Annotated in this window: 19 protein-coding genes; 10 read left to right on the plus strand and 9 right to left on the minus strand. The window is 45.3% G+C overall.

What is annotated here, in order from left to right:
• The first annotated feature begins 188 nt into the window (after window positions 1–188).
• Window positions 189–812 (plus strand): hypothetical protein, encoded by a 624-nt coding sequence (locus QUB70_RS07665; protein ID WP_332979408.1) that lies wholly within the window; start codon window positions 189–191, stop codon window positions 810–812.
• A gap of 141 nt (window positions 813–953) precedes the next feature.
• Window positions 954–2,318, plus strand: a complete 1,365-nt coding sequence (locus tag QUB70_RS07670) for an MFS transporter (protein WP_332979409.1) — start codon at window positions 954–956, stop codon at window positions 2,316–2,318.
• Between the two features lie 90 nt (window positions 2,319–2,408).
• Here QUB70_RS07670 and QUB70_RS07675 read toward each other — a convergent pair whose 3' ends face one another.
• Together QUB70_RS07675 and QUB70_RS07680 are read right to left on the minus strand one after the other, a co-directional pair.
• Complete coding sequence (locus QUB70_RS07675) at window positions 2,409–3,767, minus strand: Mbeg1-like protein (protein ID WP_332979410.1); 1,359 nt, start codon at window positions 3,765–3,767, stop codon at window positions 2,409–2,411.
• A gap of 213 nt (window positions 3,768–3,980) precedes the next feature.
• The gene (locus QUB70_RS07680; protein WP_332979411.1) at window positions 3,981–5,342 is read right to left on the minus strand and encodes a calcium-binding protein; all 1,362 of its coding nucleotides are present in this window, start codon (window positions 5,340–5,342) and stop codon (window positions 3,981–3,983) included.
• 135 nt (window positions 5,343–5,477) lie between these two features.
• Here QUB70_RS07680 and QUB70_RS07685 point away from each other — a divergent pair, with 135 nt between their 5' ends.
• The 4 genes from QUB70_RS07685 (at window position 5,478) to QUB70_RS07700 (ending at window position 8,287) form a co-directional block, all read left to right on the plus strand.
• The gene (locus QUB70_RS07685) at window positions 5,478–5,681 is read left to right on the plus strand and encodes a hypothetical protein (protein ID WP_332979412.1); all 204 of its coding nucleotides are present in this window, start codon (window positions 5,478–5,480) and stop codon (window positions 5,679–5,681) included.
• 4 nt (window positions 5,682–5,685) lie between these two features.
• Window positions 5,686–6,222 carry a GNAT family N-acetyltransferase gene (locus QUB70_RS07690; RefSeq protein WP_332979413.1) on the plus strand — a complete coding sequence of 179 codons (537 nt, stop codon included), beginning with the start codon at window positions 5,686–5,688 and terminating at the stop codon, window positions 6,220–6,222.
• A 329-nt stretch (window positions 6,223–6,551) separates the two neighbouring features.
• Window positions 6,552–7,298: a HEAT repeat domain-containing protein gene (locus QUB70_RS07695; protein ID WP_332979414.1), complete on the plus strand. Its 747-nt coding sequence runs from the start codon at window positions 6,552–6,554 to the stop codon at window positions 7,296–7,298.
• Between the two features lie 41 nt (window positions 7,299–7,339).
• A complete protein-coding gene (locus tag QUB70_RS07700; protein ID WP_332979415.1) occupies window positions 7,340–8,287 on the plus strand; it encodes an Rpn family recombination-promoting nuclease/putative transposase in 948 nt (315 codons plus the stop codon).
• Between the two features lie 166 nt (window positions 8,288–8,453).
• Here QUB70_RS07700 and QUB70_RS07705 read toward each other — a convergent pair whose 3' ends face one another.
• From QUB70_RS07705 to QUB70_RS07735, 7 genes are all read right to left on the minus strand, one after another.
• Window positions 8,454–9,227 carry a class II aldolase/adducin family protein gene (locus QUB70_RS07705; protein WP_332979416.1) on the minus strand — a complete coding sequence of 258 codons (774 nt, stop codon included), beginning with the start codon at window positions 9,225–9,227 and terminating at the stop codon, window positions 8,454–8,456.
• A 79-nt stretch (window positions 9,228–9,306) separates the two neighbouring features.
• Window positions 9,307–9,987: a hypothetical protein gene (locus tag QUB70_RS07710; RefSeq protein WP_332979418.1), complete on the minus strand. Its 681-nt coding sequence runs from the start codon at window positions 9,985–9,987 to the stop codon at window positions 9,307–9,309.
• A gap of 173 nt (window positions 9,988–10,160) precedes the next feature.
• Complete coding sequence (locus QUB70_RS07715) at window positions 10,161–11,453, minus strand: NAD(P)/FAD-dependent oxidoreductase (protein ID WP_332979420.1); 1,293 nt, start codon at window positions 11,451–11,453, stop codon at window positions 10,161–10,163.
• 12 nt (window positions 11,454–11,465) lie between these two features.
• A complete protein-coding gene (gene rd / locus QUB70_RS07720; protein ID WP_332979422.1) occupies window positions 11,466–11,624 on the minus strand; it encodes a rubredoxin in 159 nt (52 codons plus the stop codon).
• 310 nt (window positions 11,625–11,934) lie between these two features.
• On the minus strand, window positions 11,935–12,702 hold the full coding sequence (locus tag QUB70_RS07725; RefSeq protein ID WP_332979423.1) for a ChaB family protein: 768 nt from the start codon (window positions 12,700–12,702) through the stop codon (window positions 11,935–11,937).
• Window positions 12,703–12,875: 173 nt separating this feature from the next.
• Window positions 12,876–13,247, minus strand: a complete 372-nt coding sequence (locus QUB70_RS07730) for a DUF5615 family PIN-like protein (protein ID WP_332979425.1) — start codon at window positions 13,245–13,247, stop codon at window positions 12,876–12,878.
• Window positions 13,244–13,537 (minus strand): DUF433 domain-containing protein, encoded by a 294-nt coding sequence (locus QUB70_RS07735; protein ID WP_332979427.1) that lies wholly within the window; start codon window positions 13,535–13,537, stop codon window positions 13,244–13,246. Before QUB70_RS07735 ends, QUB70_RS07730 begins: the two co-directional genes overlap by 4 nt.
• 80 nt (window positions 13,538–13,617) lie before the next feature.
• On the opposite strand from QUB70_RS07735, the gene QUB70_RS07740 reads away from it, so the two are divergent.
• The 4 genes from QUB70_RS07740 to QUB70_RS07755 all read left to right on the plus strand — a co-directional run bounded on the left by QUB70_RS07740 (window position 13,618) and on the right by QUB70_RS07755 (window position 17,889).
• The gene (locus QUB70_RS07740; protein WP_332979428.1) at window positions 13,618–14,292 is read left to right on the plus strand and encodes a polysaccharide deacetylase family protein; all 675 of its coding nucleotides are present in this window, start codon (window positions 13,618–13,620) and stop codon (window positions 14,290–14,292) included.
• Between the two features lie 15 nt (window positions 14,293–14,307).
• Complete coding sequence (locus tag QUB70_RS07745) at window positions 14,308–15,294, plus strand: DUF6263 family protein (protein WP_332979429.1); 987 nt, start codon at window positions 14,308–14,310, stop codon at window positions 15,292–15,294.
• Between the two features lie 159 nt (window positions 15,295–15,453).
• Window positions 15,454–16,935 carry an S-layer homology domain-containing protein gene (locus tag QUB70_RS07750; protein WP_332979430.1) on the plus strand — a complete coding sequence of 494 codons (1,482 nt, stop codon included), beginning with the start codon at window positions 15,454–15,456 and terminating at the stop codon, window positions 16,933–16,935.
• A 279-nt stretch (window positions 16,936–17,214) separates the two neighbouring features.
• Window positions 17,215–17,889: an acetoacetate decarboxylase family protein gene (locus QUB70_RS07755; RefSeq protein WP_332979432.1), complete on the plus strand. Its 675-nt coding sequence runs from the start codon at window positions 17,215–17,217 to the stop codon at window positions 17,887–17,889.
• Window positions 17,890–17,984 lie beyond the last annotated feature (95 nt).

Consider the following 17,984-nt stretch of genomic DNA (forward strand, 5'->3'; position numbering starts at 1 on the left):
AAAAGGACTTTTGCAAGAGGTCTAATGTAAAACTTTCTTGACTCATTGCTACCCTTTGCTGTGATGGGAAGAGAGTAAACTGGTACCACGATAGCATATTGTTTCCAATTTTAGCGAAAATAAACTGAAAGGGCGAAAATTTGCTACCTGCTTGCTACAATAGGTAAAAAAGCAGAGAGGGCATTGATATGACTGCGATCGAACAACCACTAATTAAAACAATGTATGACTTATTTGACCTCGTGCGTACCAGACCCAAAATGTATTTAGGCAATAACGGAAAAACCCTGACTGCACTTATGGCTTTTTTTAGTGGCTACCATTTTGCCTGTCTTGAGAATAAAGTTAAACTTGACGAAGGAACACCTCCGTATTCGCACTTTGTTGACTGGATACCACATCGACTTTTTGGAAAGCCAAACAACCTGATTTGGGAATTCATGGAAAACGAACTCGGTCAATCTGTCGCTTTTTCAACTTTCTTCGAGATGCTTGACGAATTCCGCAGTCTCCAACCGTGTCTGCTTGCCAGCATACAGCCAAGTAGCAAACATCAACCAACTGGCAAAGTTTTAATTCATCAAGGAAATCCTGAAGAGAGTTTGCCCACACCTGTGCCATCAAATATTACAATTGTTGGTTATCCAAATGTCCCTGTTTGCTTCATTAGTTATGAATATGCCAATCATCCGCCTGATGAAACAATGGATCATTCATTAAAAGAAGCGCTGGAATTTTTCAAGACAGATATAAATATTCAAATAAGTGAGTGGAATTTTACTGAAATGGGTAACGATCGGATTAAATCATAAAAATGATGCTAAAATACACGCCTAATATAGCTGTCGCTGGCAGCGGAATGCCATATACTTGTGATGCAAGCGGTTTGATGACCGGAAATTCGCGATCGCACTCAGTAAATCAAATAAGTAACTAGGTAAAATATCTCTGCAATGGAAAAAAAGCATAACGCTGGATTGTGGGTATCAGTATTATACTTCGCTCAAGGTCTTCCTTACACCGTCGTTAATTTAATGTCGGTGATTTTTTTGAAAGGTATGGGAACCAGCAACGAACTGATCGGATTGACAAGTCTTTTGTCTTTTCCCTGGGTTTTAAAAGGTTTTTGGGGCCCGGTAGTTGATTTGTATTCAACTAAACGCAAGTGGATTTTAACAACCGAAATCATTTGTGCTTTTCTGTTTGCTTTCCTGGCTTTTGGTGTGTTGACGCCCCAGGCAATTATTATATCGCTGGTCATCTTTACAGCCATTGCCTTTGTGTCAGCTACTCACGACATCGCCATTGATGGATTTTATTTAAACACTCTCAATAAAGACCAACAAGCCTTGTTTGTCGGGGTTCGCAACACGGCTTATAGAGGTGCAGTCATTGCCGGTAGCGGTGTATTGGTTTTCTTCGCCGGTAAGCTGGCAGAACAGCATTTAGTCACCGGAAATGGAGGCGATACCAAAATATATCAGGACATTCCGCTGTCACTTTTGGGTTCGTCTTTTAACGTATCTGCGCTGCAATATGGATGGGCGACAGCCTTTGGCATTTGTGCGATTATGTTTGTGCTGATTTATCTGTTTCAGCGGTGGTATCTTCCCTATCCTAGAAATTACGATCTGGAATCCGACACTCCTCAACAAACAACCAGCTTTATCGAAGCATTCAAAACCTATTTTCAGCAAGACAAAATTGGTTGGATTGTGGCTTACGTCTTGATTTTTCGCTTGGGCGATGCCTTGACGTTTAAAATGGCCCCTCCATTTTTAATGGATAAAGTTGAGAAAGGAGGGTTAGCAGTTTCTACGTCGGAGATGGGTTTGCTATCGGGTACTGTCGGGGTGATTTTTCTGTTGATAGGAGGGTTGCTGGGCGGCTATTTGATTGCCAAACAAGGATTGAAAAAATGGATGTGGCCGACGGCTATTCTCCAAAATTCTACTAACGTATTGTATTGGCTGCTGGCAATCAATCAACCGGGGATTGAATGGGCTTATGCTGTAAACTCGATCGAGCAATTTACCTATGGACTTGGCGTAGCAGCCTATACAGTGTTCTTAATGCGGACTGTCCGCCCGGAATACGAAGCATCCCACTACGCGATTACAACAGCCTTCATGGCCGCAGGAGTGTTGATTCCGGGGGTTTTTAGCGGCTACTTGCAGGCGAATCTCGGCTATCAGAATTATTTCTTGATGAGTGTACTGGCTGTGATTCCGGGTATGCTGACAATTTTCTTTCTGCCGCTAGAAGATGAGCAAAAATTAGCATCTATGCCGAGACCGGGACTGGACGATTTCGATTAATTAAATTGTATCTGTTGACGTTCCTACTCGGCACCCACAAAATAGAGGACACAACATTGTTGTGTCCCTACCCAATATCTGTATTGCTAACTAAATCAAACTGAAATCGCTGGCTGTAAGCGGACTGTTTAGTGCGCCGAAGAAACTGGCAAGAACTTCACCTGTGCTGATAACCTCGATCCCAGTTGAAACCGAGGTTTCAGTAAATCTCAGTTGGTTAAAGGTCAAACCTTGGGTCAAACCGATTAAATCTTCACCCTGTTGAAAGTCAATAATTGTGTCTGTACCAGCCCCAATTCCCAACACAAATAAGTCGCGTCCAGCACCGCCAATTAAGAAGTCTGCACCTACTGCGCCAACTAGGGTATCGTCTCCATCTCCCCCGTTCAAATTATCATCTCCTTTGCCGCCGAATAGCTGGTCGTTGCCGGCGTCACCGCTGATAATATCGTTACCTCGATTGCCACTGAGAGTGTCGTTGCCCCCATTGCCAACGATAATATCGTCCGCTCCAAAACCAGAGGCTGTATTGTTGGCCTCGTCACCTACTAAATTATTAATTTGGGATGGAGCGAGAGCAGTTTGCATTGCCGCAAGGTTTCCTAAAGAGGAGTTTCCCGGAGCGGTTCTTAATTGCTCTGAACTGCTGCGCGTTAGCAGCGATGTTCCCAAGGCAGGCAGCGCATAGTCTAAGCCAGCTAACAGCTCTAAATAATCTGAATCTGTGAAAGTGAAATCCGGGCGGTTCAACTGGTCTACAGAGATTTCGGCCTGAGTCAAGCCGGGGGGAGGAGCAGTTAACAAACCGCTTTGGCTGTGCTTTTCCAAGACAAGTAGCGGGTCGATAATCGGGTTAGTAAATGTTTGCAAAACTACTTTGCCCGGGATAAAAGCTTCTCCTCCCAAACTCACAAAATCGCCGCTAACTATGTAGTGAGTTACATTTTTTCCGACGGCGGCTTTCTGCTTAAATGTATTGACTGTACTCTGAGCAACTCCGGGAGAATTGAAGGTGACAACATCTCCGATCGCAGATGTGAATTCAGTGGCGGCTAACTGCGTTAAAGCACCGCCCAAGCTGTGTCCGAGAAGGTCTGGGGGCAAGCGGCTGGGGTTTTTTGCTGTGTCTTGACCGATTTGTGTCAGCCAATTTCCTAATGCCTGTTTGTTGGCTTCAAATTGGTTGAAACCGACGCCGCGCTGGTCTGCGTTGGCAACATCGTCTACGGGCGAGTCGGTGCCGCGAAATACTAAAACGGGCGGTTTGTCTGGGGTGGTGGAAATTAAGCCGATCGCGTGAAATCCTGTCCCGGGATCGTCAAAAGTGCGATCGATTTGGTAGCCAGCAGCGAGCAAACCTGTTTGTACTAAAGTTTGAAACTGGGGGTTGTTATCTATGTAAGCAAGTTGCTTGGCTATAGTTTCGTAAGCGGCGGGGGAGGACGGCATATTTTTTATTTCCTGTGGTTTAATCTGGAATTAGTTTTTAACCTGGTTAATTCATTTTACAGTAAACCCCGTTTATTAACAATATTAATTTGTCATATTGTGTGGCTTTTTATAGGAAAGTTGATGGCAGGTTTTTTGCAACAAAAAACCTTCTCGCTACAAGAAATACCCTGTTTTGCGCTACCAAAATTATCAACTTTTATCGCACTAAAGCTACACAAAATCTACCCGCGTAAGATCGCCGGCCACTACGCCTCTGAGAGTAGCAAGAATTTCCCCAGTAATTGGGATAGTAATTAAAGCTCCGTCAACACCTTGACTTACTCTAATTTGAGGAAAAGTTAGACCCCGCGACAGTGCAATTAAATCTTCACTATCTTGAAAATCTACAATCACATCTGCTCCGCCGCCGGATTCCAATACAAAGCGATCGCGCCCCGCGCCGCCAATTAAAAAATCGCTGCCAAACTCGCCGGAAATCAAATCGTTTCCGTCGCCACCGTCCAAATAATCGTTATCTCTGCCGCCGTACAAGAAATCGTCGCCATCACCACCGGTGATGCTGTCATTACCTCGATTGCCTCTGAGAGTATCGTTACCGCCGTTGCCGATAACTGTATCCTCTCCAGGGCCGCCGGTAGCAGTATTGTTGCGAGCGTCCCCTGATAAATAATTCGGTTGTAATGGAGCTAAACCGTATTGCATTTGTCTGATTAACTGCACAAAAGAAAATTCTGGTGCTGTTCTCAAACTCTCTGCACCCGCTCTGGTTCTGATTGCGATTGACACATTGGGCAAGGCCAAATTCATCGCAGCGATATACTCGTTAAAATCTGAGTCGTTGTTATAAGCAAACTCGGGACTGTTTAATTGTTCTACAGAAATTTGCCTCTGGAAAAAATCCGCGGGCGGATTAGTTAACAAATTTTCAGTTCGATGTTTTGCCAATACAGTTAAGGGATTAATACTAGGGTCTGTAAAAGTTTGGAGAAATACTTTTCCCGGCAGAAATGCTTCGCCAAACAAGGTGACGAAATCTCCGCTGACAATGTAGTGATTGACATTTTTGTTGCCGACCCTGCTGATATTTCTCCGAAAAGTGTTGAATGTACTCGCTGACACTCCCGGAGAGTTGAAAGTAAAGATATCGCCGGTAATAGATTGGTATTCGGTCGCTACAATTTGAGCGACTGCTCCGCCCCAACTGTGCCCGATGACATCGGGCAATAATTTGTTGGGGTTTTTACCAGTATTTTGACCGATTTCTGTGAGCCAATTGTTGATACTATCTTTGTTGTTTTCAAATTCGGGTAAGCCTATGTCCCGGGAGTCGGAAAATATAGCGTCGCCGTCGATGAAGTCGGTACCTTTAAATACGAGGGCGGGCGGGTTTTCGGGATTGGATGAACCGAACCCGATCGCATAAAAGCCAGTTTCTGGGTCGTCGAATATGCGATCGATATAGTAGCCATTAGTATCTAGGAAGCGCGAAACTTCATTTTGCGCGTTCGGTTTTTGATTCAAAAAAACAATTGACTTAGCCAGAGCTTCATAAACAGCAGGCGAGGCACTCATAATATTATATTTTGTGTTTGTTGGTATTTGCGATCGCTCTCTTCTCGAGCTAATTGTCCAATGGCAGCCATTATAGCTGACAAGATTTTATGGTACACTTGATAATATCAGCTCAAGAATTAAGTTTTTGCGGTTATGGCTATCATTCGTCAATACATTGCTCCATTTATAGCGGTATTAGTATTTTTCGCGGCTCTGGTAGCAGTCAGTGCTCGCATCTTTTTGCCTGGTGACATGGCTGCCCCGGCACCGATTGAGGAAGCGATCCCCCAAAAGCAAGCGGCAGCAGTCAATCCAATTTTCTTGGGGCTAAATTATTCCGCTTTGCGTGTCCGGTGAGCTGATGTCTGCTCAACTGATACCCGGCTACGGGCTGCGATCGGGATCGGGACTCGATCGGGCAAAACTGGTAAAGTTCCTGCACCGGACTTACCGAGAGCTTTATCCCGATCGGGAATTGGGACATTTGGCTCAAACTGTCGAGCAGTATTTTTCTAACCAGACGCCGGTTTGGTGGGTAGAGTGCCAGAAAAACAGCCAGGAAGAGGCAGAAATTTTGCCGGTGCTGCCCTCGCAGTCTCTCAATTCCCAATCTCAAGTCCAAAATCTCAAATCTGTTGTCGGATGTTTGTGGTTGGGAAATGCGATCGACCAAGCTACCGGAGGGCGCCACGCTCACATTTTTCTGCTCTACGTAGCACCGGAACACCGCCGTCTGGGGATCGGTGCAGCTTTAGTTATTCATGCTGAAAACTGGGCGCGGGAAAGGGGCGACGGGCAAATTGGTTTGCAAGTTTTTCTGAGCAATCAGCCTGCCATGAATCTCTATCAAAAATTAGGCTATCAGAGCCATTCTGTCTGGATGATCAAATCCCTTTGAAAAATAAATTCTACTGGTTTGGAATCAGGACTTTAGTCATTATTCATCCAAATGATGAAGACTGAAGTCCTCAACTACAAACTTAAGTAACAGCAGAGATATTCCTTTGTAGTAACTCATATGTTGCACCATTCTCAATTAGCCTTTTATGAACAGGCAAGATGCCTGTTCCACAAAAGATAAATTTTCTCGCTTCACAGGCCGGAAAGCCTGTTGCTGACAATGATGCAATATCTCAGTAGTAAGGTACTGCGCGCGCACCCTACAATTATTGACTGCCAACTGACTGAGTTGCACCCGTAGCATCCTCTGTGCGGTAAAGTTTTTTTATGAACAATAACGACTACCCCAACGCCATTAATACTGAGACGGAACTGGAAAGCCCTTTGGATCAATTTGACGAATCCGAACCCCCGCTGCCAGATCCAGAGGAAATGCTGCCTTTGCTGGAATCCCCGGAACCTCAGCACCGGATGATTGCGGCGCGGGCTTTTTGCGAACTGCAAGACGATCGAGCAATTTCGCATTTAATTAATTTGTTGAGAGACGGTTGCCCCTTGGTGCGGGTGAGCGCGGCCTATGCTTTGGGGCGAAATCCGAGTCCCGATGCTGTGGAACCGCTGATTCTTCAGCTCAACCGAGATTGGAACGGTTACGTTCGCAAAGGGGTAGTTTGGGCCTTGGGAAATTGCAGCGACCACCGCGCTTTGCCATCTTTAATTGATGCTTTGAGAACTGATATTTCGGCGGTGCGTTTGTGGGCGGCGAGTTCTTTGGGTCAAATGGCAAAAGTTGGTTACTATGTGGTGATTGCGGCGATTCCGCCGTTGATTGAAGCGCTGCGGGGAGATTCTGTATCTGCTGTGCGAAGTAACTCTGCTTGGGCGATCGGGCAACTGGCGCGGGAATTGCCGAATAATGTAGTGTACGCTGGGGCGATCGACGGTCTAATTGAATCTTTAGAAGAAGATGAAGATATGGGCGTGCGGGAAGATGCTAAATCTTCACTTTTGCGAGTTGGCGACCCGCGCGGATTGCAGATAATTGAAGACTTAGAAATGGAAGGAATTTTGTGATATAATTACCACAATTAAACACCATTTACTAATTACCCATTATGGAGTTCATCAACCCTAAGACAGATTTTGGATTCAAAAAAATATTTGCTTCGCCCCAGAGCAAAGAAGTTTTGATTAGCTTTCTCAATGCTATGCTATACAACGCAGAGCCGACAATTAAAGACTTAGAAATCATAGATCCATACACCGCACCGAGTATTACTGGATTAAAAGACACTTACCTGGATGTCAAAGCAAAAATTACAGGGAACAAAACTGTAATTATCGAAATGCAGGTCATCAATGTAGAAGCTTTTACTAAACGCATCATATACAATGCAGCCAAAACTTACGCAACTCAACTCAAACCGAGAGAAGGCTACTCAAAATTAAATCCTCTCATCGCTCTCACAATTACAGATTTTATCCTGTTTGAGAACACCGAGAAATTTCTGTCACACTTTGTATTCAAAGAAGTGGAAGAAAATTTTGAGTATTATAGAGAAATCGAATTAGTGTTTCTTGAACTTCCCAAGTTTAACCAAAAATTAGAGCAAGTTCAAAGTCTGATTCAAAGCTGGGTTTATTTTCTCAAAAATGCTCCTAACCTAGACGAAATACCGGATAAATTGGCATCATTCCCCGAAATTCAAACAGCTTTTAACATCGCTAATAGGTCTACCTTAAACCTGGAGGAATTAGCATCATTAGAAAAGCGGGAAATGTTCTTTGAAGACCAACGCGGTGCTGTTATTAAGGGAATGCAAGAAGGTCGCCAAGAAGGTCGCCAAGAAGGTCGCCAAGAAGGTCGCCAAGAAGGTATAATTGAGGGGCAAACAGCATTAATCATGCGTCAAATCGCGCGGCGCACTGGCGAAATCCCGCCTGAAATTCAAATTCGCATCCAGCAGCTTTCTCCAGAACTATTGGATGATTTAGGAGAAATTTTGCTAGATTTTACCAGTCAAGAAGATTTGATAGCTTGGCTGGAATCGGTGTCAGCATAAATCTTTTAATAGACCTCTTGCAAAAATAATTATGACGGGCTCTCCGGCCCATCCCACAAGAGTTATTTTTTCTTGTGGGATGGGCCGGAGAGCCGTCCCATCAATTGATGAAAAGGATTTTTGCAAGAGGTCTAATATAATCATAATTAAGATTTCCGCTGCCTTGCTAATCTAATAAGTCGGGTTCCCGGCGGACTATCATGTCATAAAGCGGTTGAAAGCTAAACCATCCCATACGGTGAGACCCTACTTGCTGCTGTGTTAAACGCGCACATTCTGGCTTGATGAGAATCGGTTTTCCCGCTGCTTCGGCCATTAACTGCGCTTGACAAGAACGTTCCATTGCAATAAACCACCAAGCCGCTTCATCTACTGTTTGACCTACTGTTAACAGTCCGTGATTCTGTAAAATAATAGCTTTTTTCTCACCTAAAGTTTTGGCGATGCGTTTAGCTTCTTCGATTTCCAAAACAACTCCGGTGTAATCGTCAAATAAAGCTTGGTCTTCATAAAACGAACAAGAATCTTGCGTCAGCGGGTCAAGCAGGCGGCCCAAACTAGACCAACTTTTGCCGTAGGGAGAATGGGCGTGGGCTGCTGCAATTACGTCGGGGCGGGCGCTGTGCACTTGGGAATGAATGGCAAATGCTGCTTCGTTTACGGGTTTATTTCCTTCAACAACTTCGCCTTTGTGGTTGACTAAAATTAGGTCGCTGACTCGAATTAAACTAAAGTGCATTCCAAAGGAATTAACCCAGAAATGGTCTAGGTGTTCGGGGTCGCGGACTGTGATGTGTCCGGCAATTCCTTCGCTGAATCCGAAGCGGGCAAATAATCGAAATGCGGCGGCTAAACGCTGTTTGCGGTGGCGGCGTTCTTCTTCAACTGAGTTGAATGTTGGGGGTTGAATGGTGACTTTGGGGATTTTTATTGCAACCATATATTTTATTTTTTAATGGGTAATGGGTAATTAGTCATTAGTCATTAGTCATTAGTCATCAGTCATTAGTCATCAGTCATTAGTCATCAGTCATTGTTTCGTATTCACTCAAGCGCAAACCTGCTATGTTTTTGCAGTCGAAAGTGGCGTTGTTTCCCGGGTGGCGCTCGATTAATTCGATAATTTGTCCGGCGGGGTTTTGCAGAAACCACTGGGTTAATGAGCCGTAATCTAAGGGTCGATCGGACAGGGGTTTGAAGTTTTTATTTTGCCATATTATAGCAGCATTCTGCACGTTTTCGACTCGAATCGCAACGTGGTGAACTGCTGCTAATCCTCTTTCTTGCTGAAAGCGGTTTTTTTGGTCGCCGTCCGCGTGGGGCGCATCTAATACTACTAAGCCGCCCGCTGGCATTAATAAGGTCATTAAATGCAGCCACAAATCGGAGGGAACGTTAATGTTTGTCGAACAAAAGTTAATCGGGAACAAGTCGGGGCCTTCAACTGTTTTGGCGCCGAAGGGGCGAAAAGATGCGGCGTAGTTTTCGAGTTCGGTGCGGCTGGGAAATGTGATGACAAAGTGGTCGATCGCAACTTGTTCGTCGTACAGGTGTGTTTCAAACGTCCAGGTTGTTAAAAATTCGGGTTCGATAAATTTGGGGTTGAGTTCCAGCAAGCCATTTTTTTCGATGAAAGGTGAGTCAAAATGGCTGTCAAGGTGGCGATCGAACTTTAGGGTTTTTAGATTCAAGTTTTTCATGTATCTCACCCGATGTTGAAGGACGCAAAACTGCGAATTTTGTCTGCAAGCTGAAGTTGACACACATTTGGTGCGCCTTAACTCAAAAATAACACAAAATTTAATACTCGTAAGCCGATCGCCCGATCGCAACTCCCAAACCTTTACACAGCAAATATTCCCCAATCTAAAATCTAAAATCTAAAATCGGATGGTTTGCCGATCGCGATTCCAGCCAACCACGCCGTAGTCCAAGCACTTTGGAAGTTGAAACCGCCCGTCACGCCGTCGATATCCAAGATTTCGCCAGCAAAGAAAAGTCCGGGACAGCGGCGGCTTTCCATCGTTTTAAAATCGACTTCTTTGAGGTTGACACCGCCGCAGGTGACGAATTCTTCCTTAAATGCGCCTTTTCCTGCAATCTGATATTCACCTTGAACGAGTTCTTGCAGGAGGCGATCGAGGATTTTGTTAGATAAGTCGGCCCAGCGTTTTTGTTCGTCAATGCCGATCGAACTTGTCAAGCGTTCCCAGAGGCGGCGCGGCACCGGAAACGGACAGCTAGAGACAATCAATCGGTGCGACAACTGCGACTTAACCGCTAGCAGTTGCTGCCGCAAAACTTCCGCATTGTACTGGGGAAGCCAATTAATCAGCACAGATGTTTTATAATGGCGATCGTGCAAAAATCTCGCACCCCAAGCCGAAAGTTTGAGTACAGCAGGTCCGCTTAAACCCCAGTGAGTAATTAGCAAAGGCCCGCTTTGTTCTAATTTAGCTCCCGGCAATTTCACCTTAGCATTAGGAACAGAAATTCCGGCTAAATCTTTGATTCGGCTGTCGGAAATATTAAAAGTAAATAGAGAAGGAACGGGCAGTTCTACAGTATTGCCTAAGTCTTTTGCCCACTTATAACCCGACGGATTGCTGCCTGTAGCGAGAAGAATGCGATCGCACTTAAATGTCTCCCCCGACTTCAACCCAATTTCAAACGTAGGGGCGGTGCCCCCGTGCCCGCCCGAACCGTTTTCGCCCTCTGCGTTATTCTCGGTTAATTTCTTTACAGAAACGACTGCATCACCAGTGCGAATTTTTACGCCTGCATCCTCAGCAGCGCGGATCAAACAGTTAACAATTGTCGCCGAATCGTCTGTGATCGGAAACATTCGCCCGTCTTCTTCTGTTTTCAACTTCACACCGTGACCTGCAAACCATTCAACAGTATCGCGGGGTTGAAATCGAGTAAAAGCACCGCGCAGAGCTTTTCCTCCTCTGGGGTAATTCTGCACTAAAATACCGGGATCAAAACAAGCGTGAGTCACGTTGCAGCGCCCGCCGCCAGAGATGCGAACTTTTGCCAGGAGTTGGCGGCCAGCTTCTAGTAAAGTGACGCGGGCCTGCGGGTAAGTTTTCGCACAGGTAATTGCACTAAAAAAACCAGCAGCACCGCCGCCAATGACTGTAATTTTGAGGATTCGATCGGACAAATTTTTTCTCGCTTATTCTGGTTCAAAATCGGATTTTGTGGCCCCGCAAGTGGGACAAACCCAATCGTCGGGGATATCTTCAAAGGCAGTACCGGGATCTATGCCTCCGTCGGGGTCGCCTTCTGCTGGATCGTAGACGTAATTGCAAACTGTACAAACGTATTTTTGCATTTGCTTAACTCAATTTTATATTGTAAGCCTATAGATTGTACTTGACAACGCAACTTTGTGCAATATCAGAGGAATTAAATTTTTCACAATTCACAATTATAAAATAAACAAGATTGCAAAAAAATTGGACGGGCTAGAAGCCCATCCCACAATTTTTTTCTTGTGGGATGGGCTTCTAGCCCGTCCCAAAATTTGATTAAAAGGACTGAGACAATATTGTCTAATCTAAACTCTCAAATATTACAAGCCTCTAGAACTTGGGTTCTAGAGGCTGCATTCTATCTTTTATTAGTTTACTGCGATCGGGAAACTAGACTTTTGCTAAAGGCTTAGTCCAAACGCCGCTTTCATCTTCTTCGTACTGCTGGTGAATGGCATCCCAAGCGGTGTGTTCTGCTTGTATCGAGTCGTTGCTTTCGTCAAATGCGGCGTTGTAGGATTCCATAAAGGTTTTTTGAGCTGCTTCCGACAGGTGCGATCGCACTTCTGGAGATAAATCGGCCGGACTGTTGCAGCGACCTTTGACGGCGCGCGGCAGGGTCATCTCGCTAACAGAAACTTCTTCGCCACCTGCACTTTCTAGCAAGAGTTGAAATTCGCCCGATTTATCTGCTGCGACTTCGGCCATCACGAGAAATTCGCCTGCTTCAACGCGGGTTTGATAGATAGTTGCTTTTTCTTCCGGCATTCCCAAAGCGACTAAAGCGGAAACTAGACCCGCACCGGCCGAACCTGCGATCGCGCCGCTAGCTGCACCCAACAGTACCGCACCCAGCGGGCCCGCCGATACTACTGCACCCACAAAGGGAATAAACAGCACGCCGACGCCTGTTAGCAAACCCAAAAAAGAACCGAATAAGGAACCAAAAATCGCCCCGCTTCGCAGACCGCCTAATATCACATCTTTTTTAGTAATAAAGCCGGCAATTTTAGTTTTAGATTGAAAGTTTTTTCCCATGACTGAGATGTGGTCGCGGGAAACTCCGCGATCGAGCAACCGCCGAATTACGCCGTCTAATTGTTCTTCTTCTTTAAATACGGCTGAAACTGTGCGTTCTGCTAGGTATTCCTCGGTCATTGTTCCTCCTTGATCGTTTCTCGATTAGTAGTGCTGGTTTTCAGTATAGGAGGACGCTGTAGGGCGATCGCATCAACCGCGAGATAGAGGTCGATTTATCGGAGATAGTTTGAGGCTCTATCAAAAGAGTTAAGGATTTTTTAAATTTGCGATCTCTCATCTCTTGCAGACGGTTATTCAGCTCTGATATAAGCCCCCAAATATTCGAGTTGATTTATCATTTCCTCTGCTGACTTAGCCGCCATCAAATTCAAAATTCCCCGCCACTGAGCGCCTACTGAGTAACTTTGTCTAGGTACAACAATAATTCCTGAATGAGTTCTTTTTTGTTCAGCAAAAGTTCTGTGCAAACGGCAGAAATCTCCCATATTAGAACTGTAAATGACGCGCCTTTGCTCAGTTGCCCAGATTAGCTGCTCCTCATCTGAAGAGCTAAGTTTGTTCGCGTCTGAGGTAGTCATCACCTCTACAGCAGAATTACGCAAAGATTCTACCAACGAAAGGTTGCCAGAATCTTCATCAATATAGAGACGAATTTGACTCATGATAACTTACCTGCCATGTATTCAGCTTCCCAATACTTGCACTCTTCGTAGTACGCTGCTATCTCGGCCTCAACTTCATCTTTATTAGCGTGATAATAAGCCAAGCCTGCATAAATTTGTGCTAACGTCAAATGCGGAAATTCTTCAGCAATTTTTTCAGGAGTCATTCCTGCTTTGTAGTCAATTGCTATGCTCCGAACGGACATTCTTGTACCTGCAATTCGCGGGCGGCCGCCGCAGGTTCCCGGCGTGCGGACAATTAGCGTTCCAATATCAACGGCAGTTGTCATATTTACCTCAATTGAGTTAACTTTATTTTATTGTAACGCAGCTTCATTTCTACCCGATCGCACTTTCGCAACATTAACCAATGCCACTAGCACCCCTGTTTCCTGTCGTTTATCCCATTCTCAAATCTGCTTTTCCCAGATGTCTGTGGACGGGAGATATCAACAGCCGAGAAATTGCCCTAACATTTGATGACGGGCCGCACCGACAGCACACACCTCAACTGTTAAAAGTTTTAGATAAATACGACATCAAAGCTAGTTTTTTCTGGCTGGGTTTTTGCGTGGACAGGCATCCAGAAACGGCTAAAGAAGTGTACGATCGCGGACACTGGATCGGCCTCCACGGCTACCAGCATATATCGTTTCCCAAACTCAAAACCCACGAACTCAAACAAAGTTTAGAAGACACCCAAAAAGCAATTGCCAAAGCTTGCGATTTAGACCCAAAATTAATCCGGGACGTGCGGCCGCCCAACGGCATTTTTACGCCGCGAACATTAGAGTTATTGCAGCAGTGGGAATATCGCCCCGTAATGTGGAGCGTCGTCCCGGAAGATTGGGTGCGCCCGGGGGTGATGAAAGTTATTAGTCGCGTCGTGCAGCAAACTGAAAACGGATCTATTATTGTACTGCACGATGGCTATTGCGGCGGCGAAGATGTTGCAGCTTCTGCTGATAAAATTATTCCATTGCTTTTGTATAAAGGTTACAAATTCGTGACAGTCGATCGCCTGTGGAAGCAAACATTCAAATAACAGGAAATTAAGTTAATGAAAAAAAGACAGTTTATTGCATCTCTTTGTTTGGTAAGTGCTGGATGGGCGATAGAGCTTTCTCCTGCTTCCCTCAGTGCGGAAACTCCACTTGTAGTGCAGCAGCCAGCCCCTGGCTTATCTGCGCCTGCCGCCAACTCTAAAACCCCGCAAGTGGAACTGCTAAATCCGGGAGTGGAACCCCGACAGCAACTGCGTTTGAAACCAGCTATCGATGTCAAACAAACAACTGTGATGACCGTAAAAATGGATATGGACATATCCGCATCCGATCAGTCTTCGCGTGGGGTTCAAATTCCAGTATCGGTGATGACTTTCGAGACCAAAGTCACTAAAATTGACCCCAACGGCGATATTTACTACGAGTTTGCTTATACTAATGCAGATATCGTCGGTGATACTGGAAATACCCAGCCCGCCGCCCTAGATGCCATGCGTTCTGCACTCAAAAACATTGTGGGAGTGAAAGGATCTTTCATGATGGACAATCGCGGTTTTCATAAAGGAGGTGACATTATTTTGCCCGAAGGAGCTGACAACAACGTCAAAAAAATGGTTGGACAAATGTCTAAATCTCTAGAGCAAATTGCCTCGCCGCTGCCTGCTGAAGCAGTCGGAAAAGGAGCCAAGTGGCGCGTTTCTTCTTCCTCTGATTTCAGTGGCATTAATGTGAATCAAATTGCTACCTATGAATTGGCTAGCTGGCAAGATGGAGTGGCCTCTATGAATGTAAGTATAGAGCAGCAAGCCAACCCTCAAAATATTACCTCTCCCCTACTCCCTGCTGGAGCTACCTTAACCCTAAAATCTTTTAGTTCTCAGGGTCGGGGAAAAGTTACAGGGCGCTTGGATAGATTAATTCCTTTTCGCTCTACTGTGTCTATTAGTTCAAATAGCGAAATGAGTGCTAAAAATGCTGGCAGTTCTCAAGAATCAACAATCAAAACAAAAATGGCGATGGAGATGACTTTAGAGTCGAAGTAAGCTTTATACCAACTCTAAAAAGTAGGGACACGGCAATGCCGCGTCCCTGGCTGCGGCTAAATTTTTAATAAATGGTATTAAATCGGGCTAATATACTTGATATTATGTAAAATTTCCGAAAGTTTCGATCGCAAATTTGCAAGTAGAGGAGGCTGTTCTATGGTTCGATCGCACAAAAGTCAAGCTGTAATTGCTTTCGTCGTAGCTTTGGGGATAATCATCGGGAATTTGGTGTTCCCAGGGCTGAATGTAGCGCCGGCATTTGCTCAAGCCAAATTTCAGGATGTTAACGACCATTGGGCGCAAGCTTGCATTGAGGAGTTAGCAGAGAAAAAAATTATCAGCGGGTACTACGAAGACGGCACTTTTCGCCCGAATCGCCCCGTCAGCCGCGCTGAGTTTGCGGCAATGATTCGCATGGCTTTTCCCGATGCCAAAACCGTCCGCGCTCCGATCGACTTTGCAGATATTCCCACGAATTACTGGGGTTTTAAAGCAATTCGAGAAGCTTATCAGACGGGTTTTATGTCTGGATACAGTGGCAGTATCTTTAACCCCACTTTGAATGTTACCCGCTGGCAGGTTTTGGTAGCTTTAAGCAGCGGCTTGAAATATACACCTGCGGGGCCGGCGGCTGAGCTTTTGGATGCGACTTTTGAGGATGCACCGCAAATTCCCGAACTGGCAAGAAATGCGATCGCCGCCGCCGCAGAAAAACAACTTGTTGTCAATTATCCGGCGGTCAAACAGCTAGAACCTACGCGCAATGCTACTCGCGCAGAAGTCGCAGCTTTTCTCTGTCAGGCGATCGCCAAACCCGGCCAAACTGCCTTAGTTCCTGCCCAATATATCGCCCAAGTTCCGCCGAATATCGGCCCGCCGAGAACAACAGAAATCTCCGAAGCTGCAAAAGTTCGGGCGGAAGTTTCTTTCGTAAAAGAAGCAGAAAACGGTAAAAATCTCCGGATAAAAATTATCCGCGACGGTAAAACTTTATTAGAAGAACCCGTGCTGATTCCGACTCGTTCTCTAGTAGATAATCCCGACCAAAGAGCCAGCGAAGAAGTATCAGAAGGACGTTTTTTATCGCTGCTAATTCGCGATTTTGACGGCGACAAGGAACCGGAAGTGCTAGCAGATTTAGTGTCGATCAAAAGCGGTGTCCGCTGCTGCAATTATTCGTTCATTTACCGCTACGATTCGGGGGCTAACAAATACACTCATATCAAGCATTTCTGGGGCAATGTGAGTTACGAAATTGTCGATTTGGGCAAAAATGATATCCCAGAGTTCAAGAGTCAGGACGGGCGATTTGCCGAGGCTTTTACAAATTATGCTGATTCTCGCTTCCCGCTGCAAGTTTGGCAGTACCGCGCCGGAAAAATGCAAGATGTTAGCAAACAGTATCCGGTGGAAGTATACACGAATTCTGCTGAGCTTTGGCTGGAATCTAACAAGCGTTTGAGTGAAAATGGGGAGGCGAAAGGGGTGTTGGCGGCCTTCATGGCGAGCAAATATGTCATGGGCCAGGAGGCGGAAGGTTGGCAGTTGTTGGAGAAGGTTTATCAAGGGCGCGATCGCACTCAATTCTTTGGGAAGTTGCGGGAGTTTTTGGTGAGCACGGGTTATGCTAGTAAGTAGATTTGCAGTCTTTTAACCGCAGATGAACGCGGATAAACGCTGATAATATCTGTAGGGGCGGGTTTGACGAATAATATCTAATTCCTACTAAAAATATTACTAAACCCGCCCCCACACAACAGATAACCCACGTCAATTATTCATCAAATTTATCGTCACCTATTAATTTGTTTAAATAAACTAAATTTACTAACAAGGTGTGAATAAATGCAAAGGGCTGTCGCTTTTTAGACCCTAAGCTAAAATAAAGATAAAATCTCAGATATTTAATCACTGAAAATGGTATATCCACCTGCACCTTGGAATCTGCAAGGTTATGCTGTTGGGACTTTACAATTGGTAGATGTGGCACGAGTGCGCCCCTTGGTTCCCTCTGAGTTAGAAATTGTCTCTTTATTGCCGGGGAAAACCCTAGGCGGCATTTATATATCCTCCTACGGGTTGGGTTCGGTGATGGAGTACAATGAGTTAATTGTAGTTAGCGCGATCGCCAATTATGCCGGAAAATGGGGCGCTTGGATTTCCCACATCTACGTAGACAATCCTAACTCTGTAGCAGGCGGGCGCGAGATTTGGGGACTGCCTAAAGAAATAGCTCAATTTAGTTGGGAAGGCAGCGATTCGCTCAAAGTACCACCGCTAGGCTACCGCGTCACAGTTCGCCAAGGAAACCGTCAACTGTGCAGTCTCAATTACAGCAAACAAAGTTTAGCTTTACCGCTGCCTTTGAGCGGAAATGTTTTCAGCGCTGACCGCAGCAATTTGCTGTTATTTAAAGGAGGATTTGAGTCTCGCATCGGTTTGATTAAAGGCGAATTAGAAATAGCTGAAGAGAGTCATTTTGCCAGTTTAAAGTTAGGTCAGCCATTGCTAACTTTTGGCTGCGAAGATATGCGTTTAATTGCAGGTGCGCCGGAAGTTGTGGGAAATAGATCCGCTGAATTCAGTTATTAGCTGGAATTGGTAGGGCTGGCAATGCCCGCTTTACTCTCGCAGGACTTGCACGTCAATACCAAAGAAACCGGGTTTTTCACCATTAAAAGCGTTGA

It is taken from the genome of Microcoleus sp. A003_D6 (genome assembly GCF_036702825.1).
In the GTDB taxonomy this organism is placed as follows: Bacteria; Cyanobacteriota; Cyanobacteriia; order Cyanobacteriales; family Microcoleaceae; genus Microcoleus.

Coding starts and splice junctions, on each gene's coding strand:
- QUB70_RS07665 (WP_332979408.1), top strand. CDS start 189: ATGACTGCGATCGAACAACCACTAATTAAAACAATGTATGACTTATTT.
- QUB70_RS07670 (WP_332979409.1), top strand. CDS start 954: ATGGAAAAAAAGCATAACGCTGGATTGTGGGTATCAGTATTATACTTC.
- QUB70_RS07675 (WP_332979410.1), bottom strand. CDS start 3,767: ATGCCGTCCTCCCCCGCCGCTTACGAAACTATAGCCAAGCAACTTGCT.
- QUB70_RS07680 (WP_332979411.1), bottom strand. CDS start 5,342: ATGAGTGCCTCGCCTGCTGTTTATGAAGCTCTGGCTAAGTCAATTGTT.
- QUB70_RS07685 (WP_332979412.1), top strand. CDS start 5,478: ATGGCTATCATTCGTCAATACATTGCTCCATTTATAGCGGTATTAGTA.
- QUB70_RS07690 (WP_332979413.1), top strand. CDS start 5,686: ATGTCTGCTCAACTGATACCCGGCTACGGGCTGCGATCGGGATCGGGA.
- QUB70_RS07695 (WP_332979414.1), top strand. CDS start 6,552: ATGAACAATAACGACTACCCCAACGCCATTAATACTGAGACGGAACTG.
- QUB70_RS07700 (WP_332979415.1), top strand. CDS start 7,340: ATGGAGTTCATCAACCCTAAGACAGATTTTGGATTCAAAAAAATATTT.
- QUB70_RS07705 (WP_332979416.1), bottom strand. CDS start 9,227: ATGGTTGCAATAAAAATCCCCAAAGTCACCATTCAACCCCCAACATTC.
- QUB70_RS07710 (WP_332979418.1), bottom strand. CDS start 9,987: ATGAAAAACTTGAATCTAAAAACCCTAAAGTTCGATCGCCACCTTGAC.
- rd (WP_332979422.1), bottom strand. CDS start 11,624: ATGCAAAAATACGTTTGTACAGTTTGCAATTACGTCTACGATCCAGCA.
- QUB70_RS07725 (WP_332979423.1), bottom strand. CDS start 12,702: ATGACCGAGGAATACCTAGCAGAACGCACAGTTTCAGCCGTATTTAAA.
- QUB70_RS07730 (WP_332979425.1), bottom strand. CDS start 13,247: ATGAGTCAAATTCGTCTCTATATTGATGAAGATTCTGGCAACCTTTCG.
- QUB70_RS07735 (WP_332979427.1), bottom strand. CDS start 13,537: ATGACAACTGCCGTTGATATTGGAACGCTAATTGTCCGCACGCCGGGA.
- QUB70_RS07740 (WP_332979428.1), top strand. CDS start 13,618: ATGCCACTAGCACCCCTGTTTCCTGTCGTTTATCCCATTCTCAAATCT.
- QUB70_RS07745 (WP_332979429.1), top strand. CDS start 14,308: ATGAAAAAAAGACAGTTTATTGCATCTCTTTGTTTGGTAAGTGCTGGA.
- QUB70_RS07750 (WP_332979430.1), top strand. CDS start 15,454: ATGGTTCGATCGCACAAAAGTCAAGCTGTAATTGCTTTCGTCGTAGCT.
- QUB70_RS07755 (WP_332979432.1), top strand. CDS start 17,215: ATGGTATATCCACCTGCACCTTGGAATCTGCAAGGTTATGCTGTTGGG.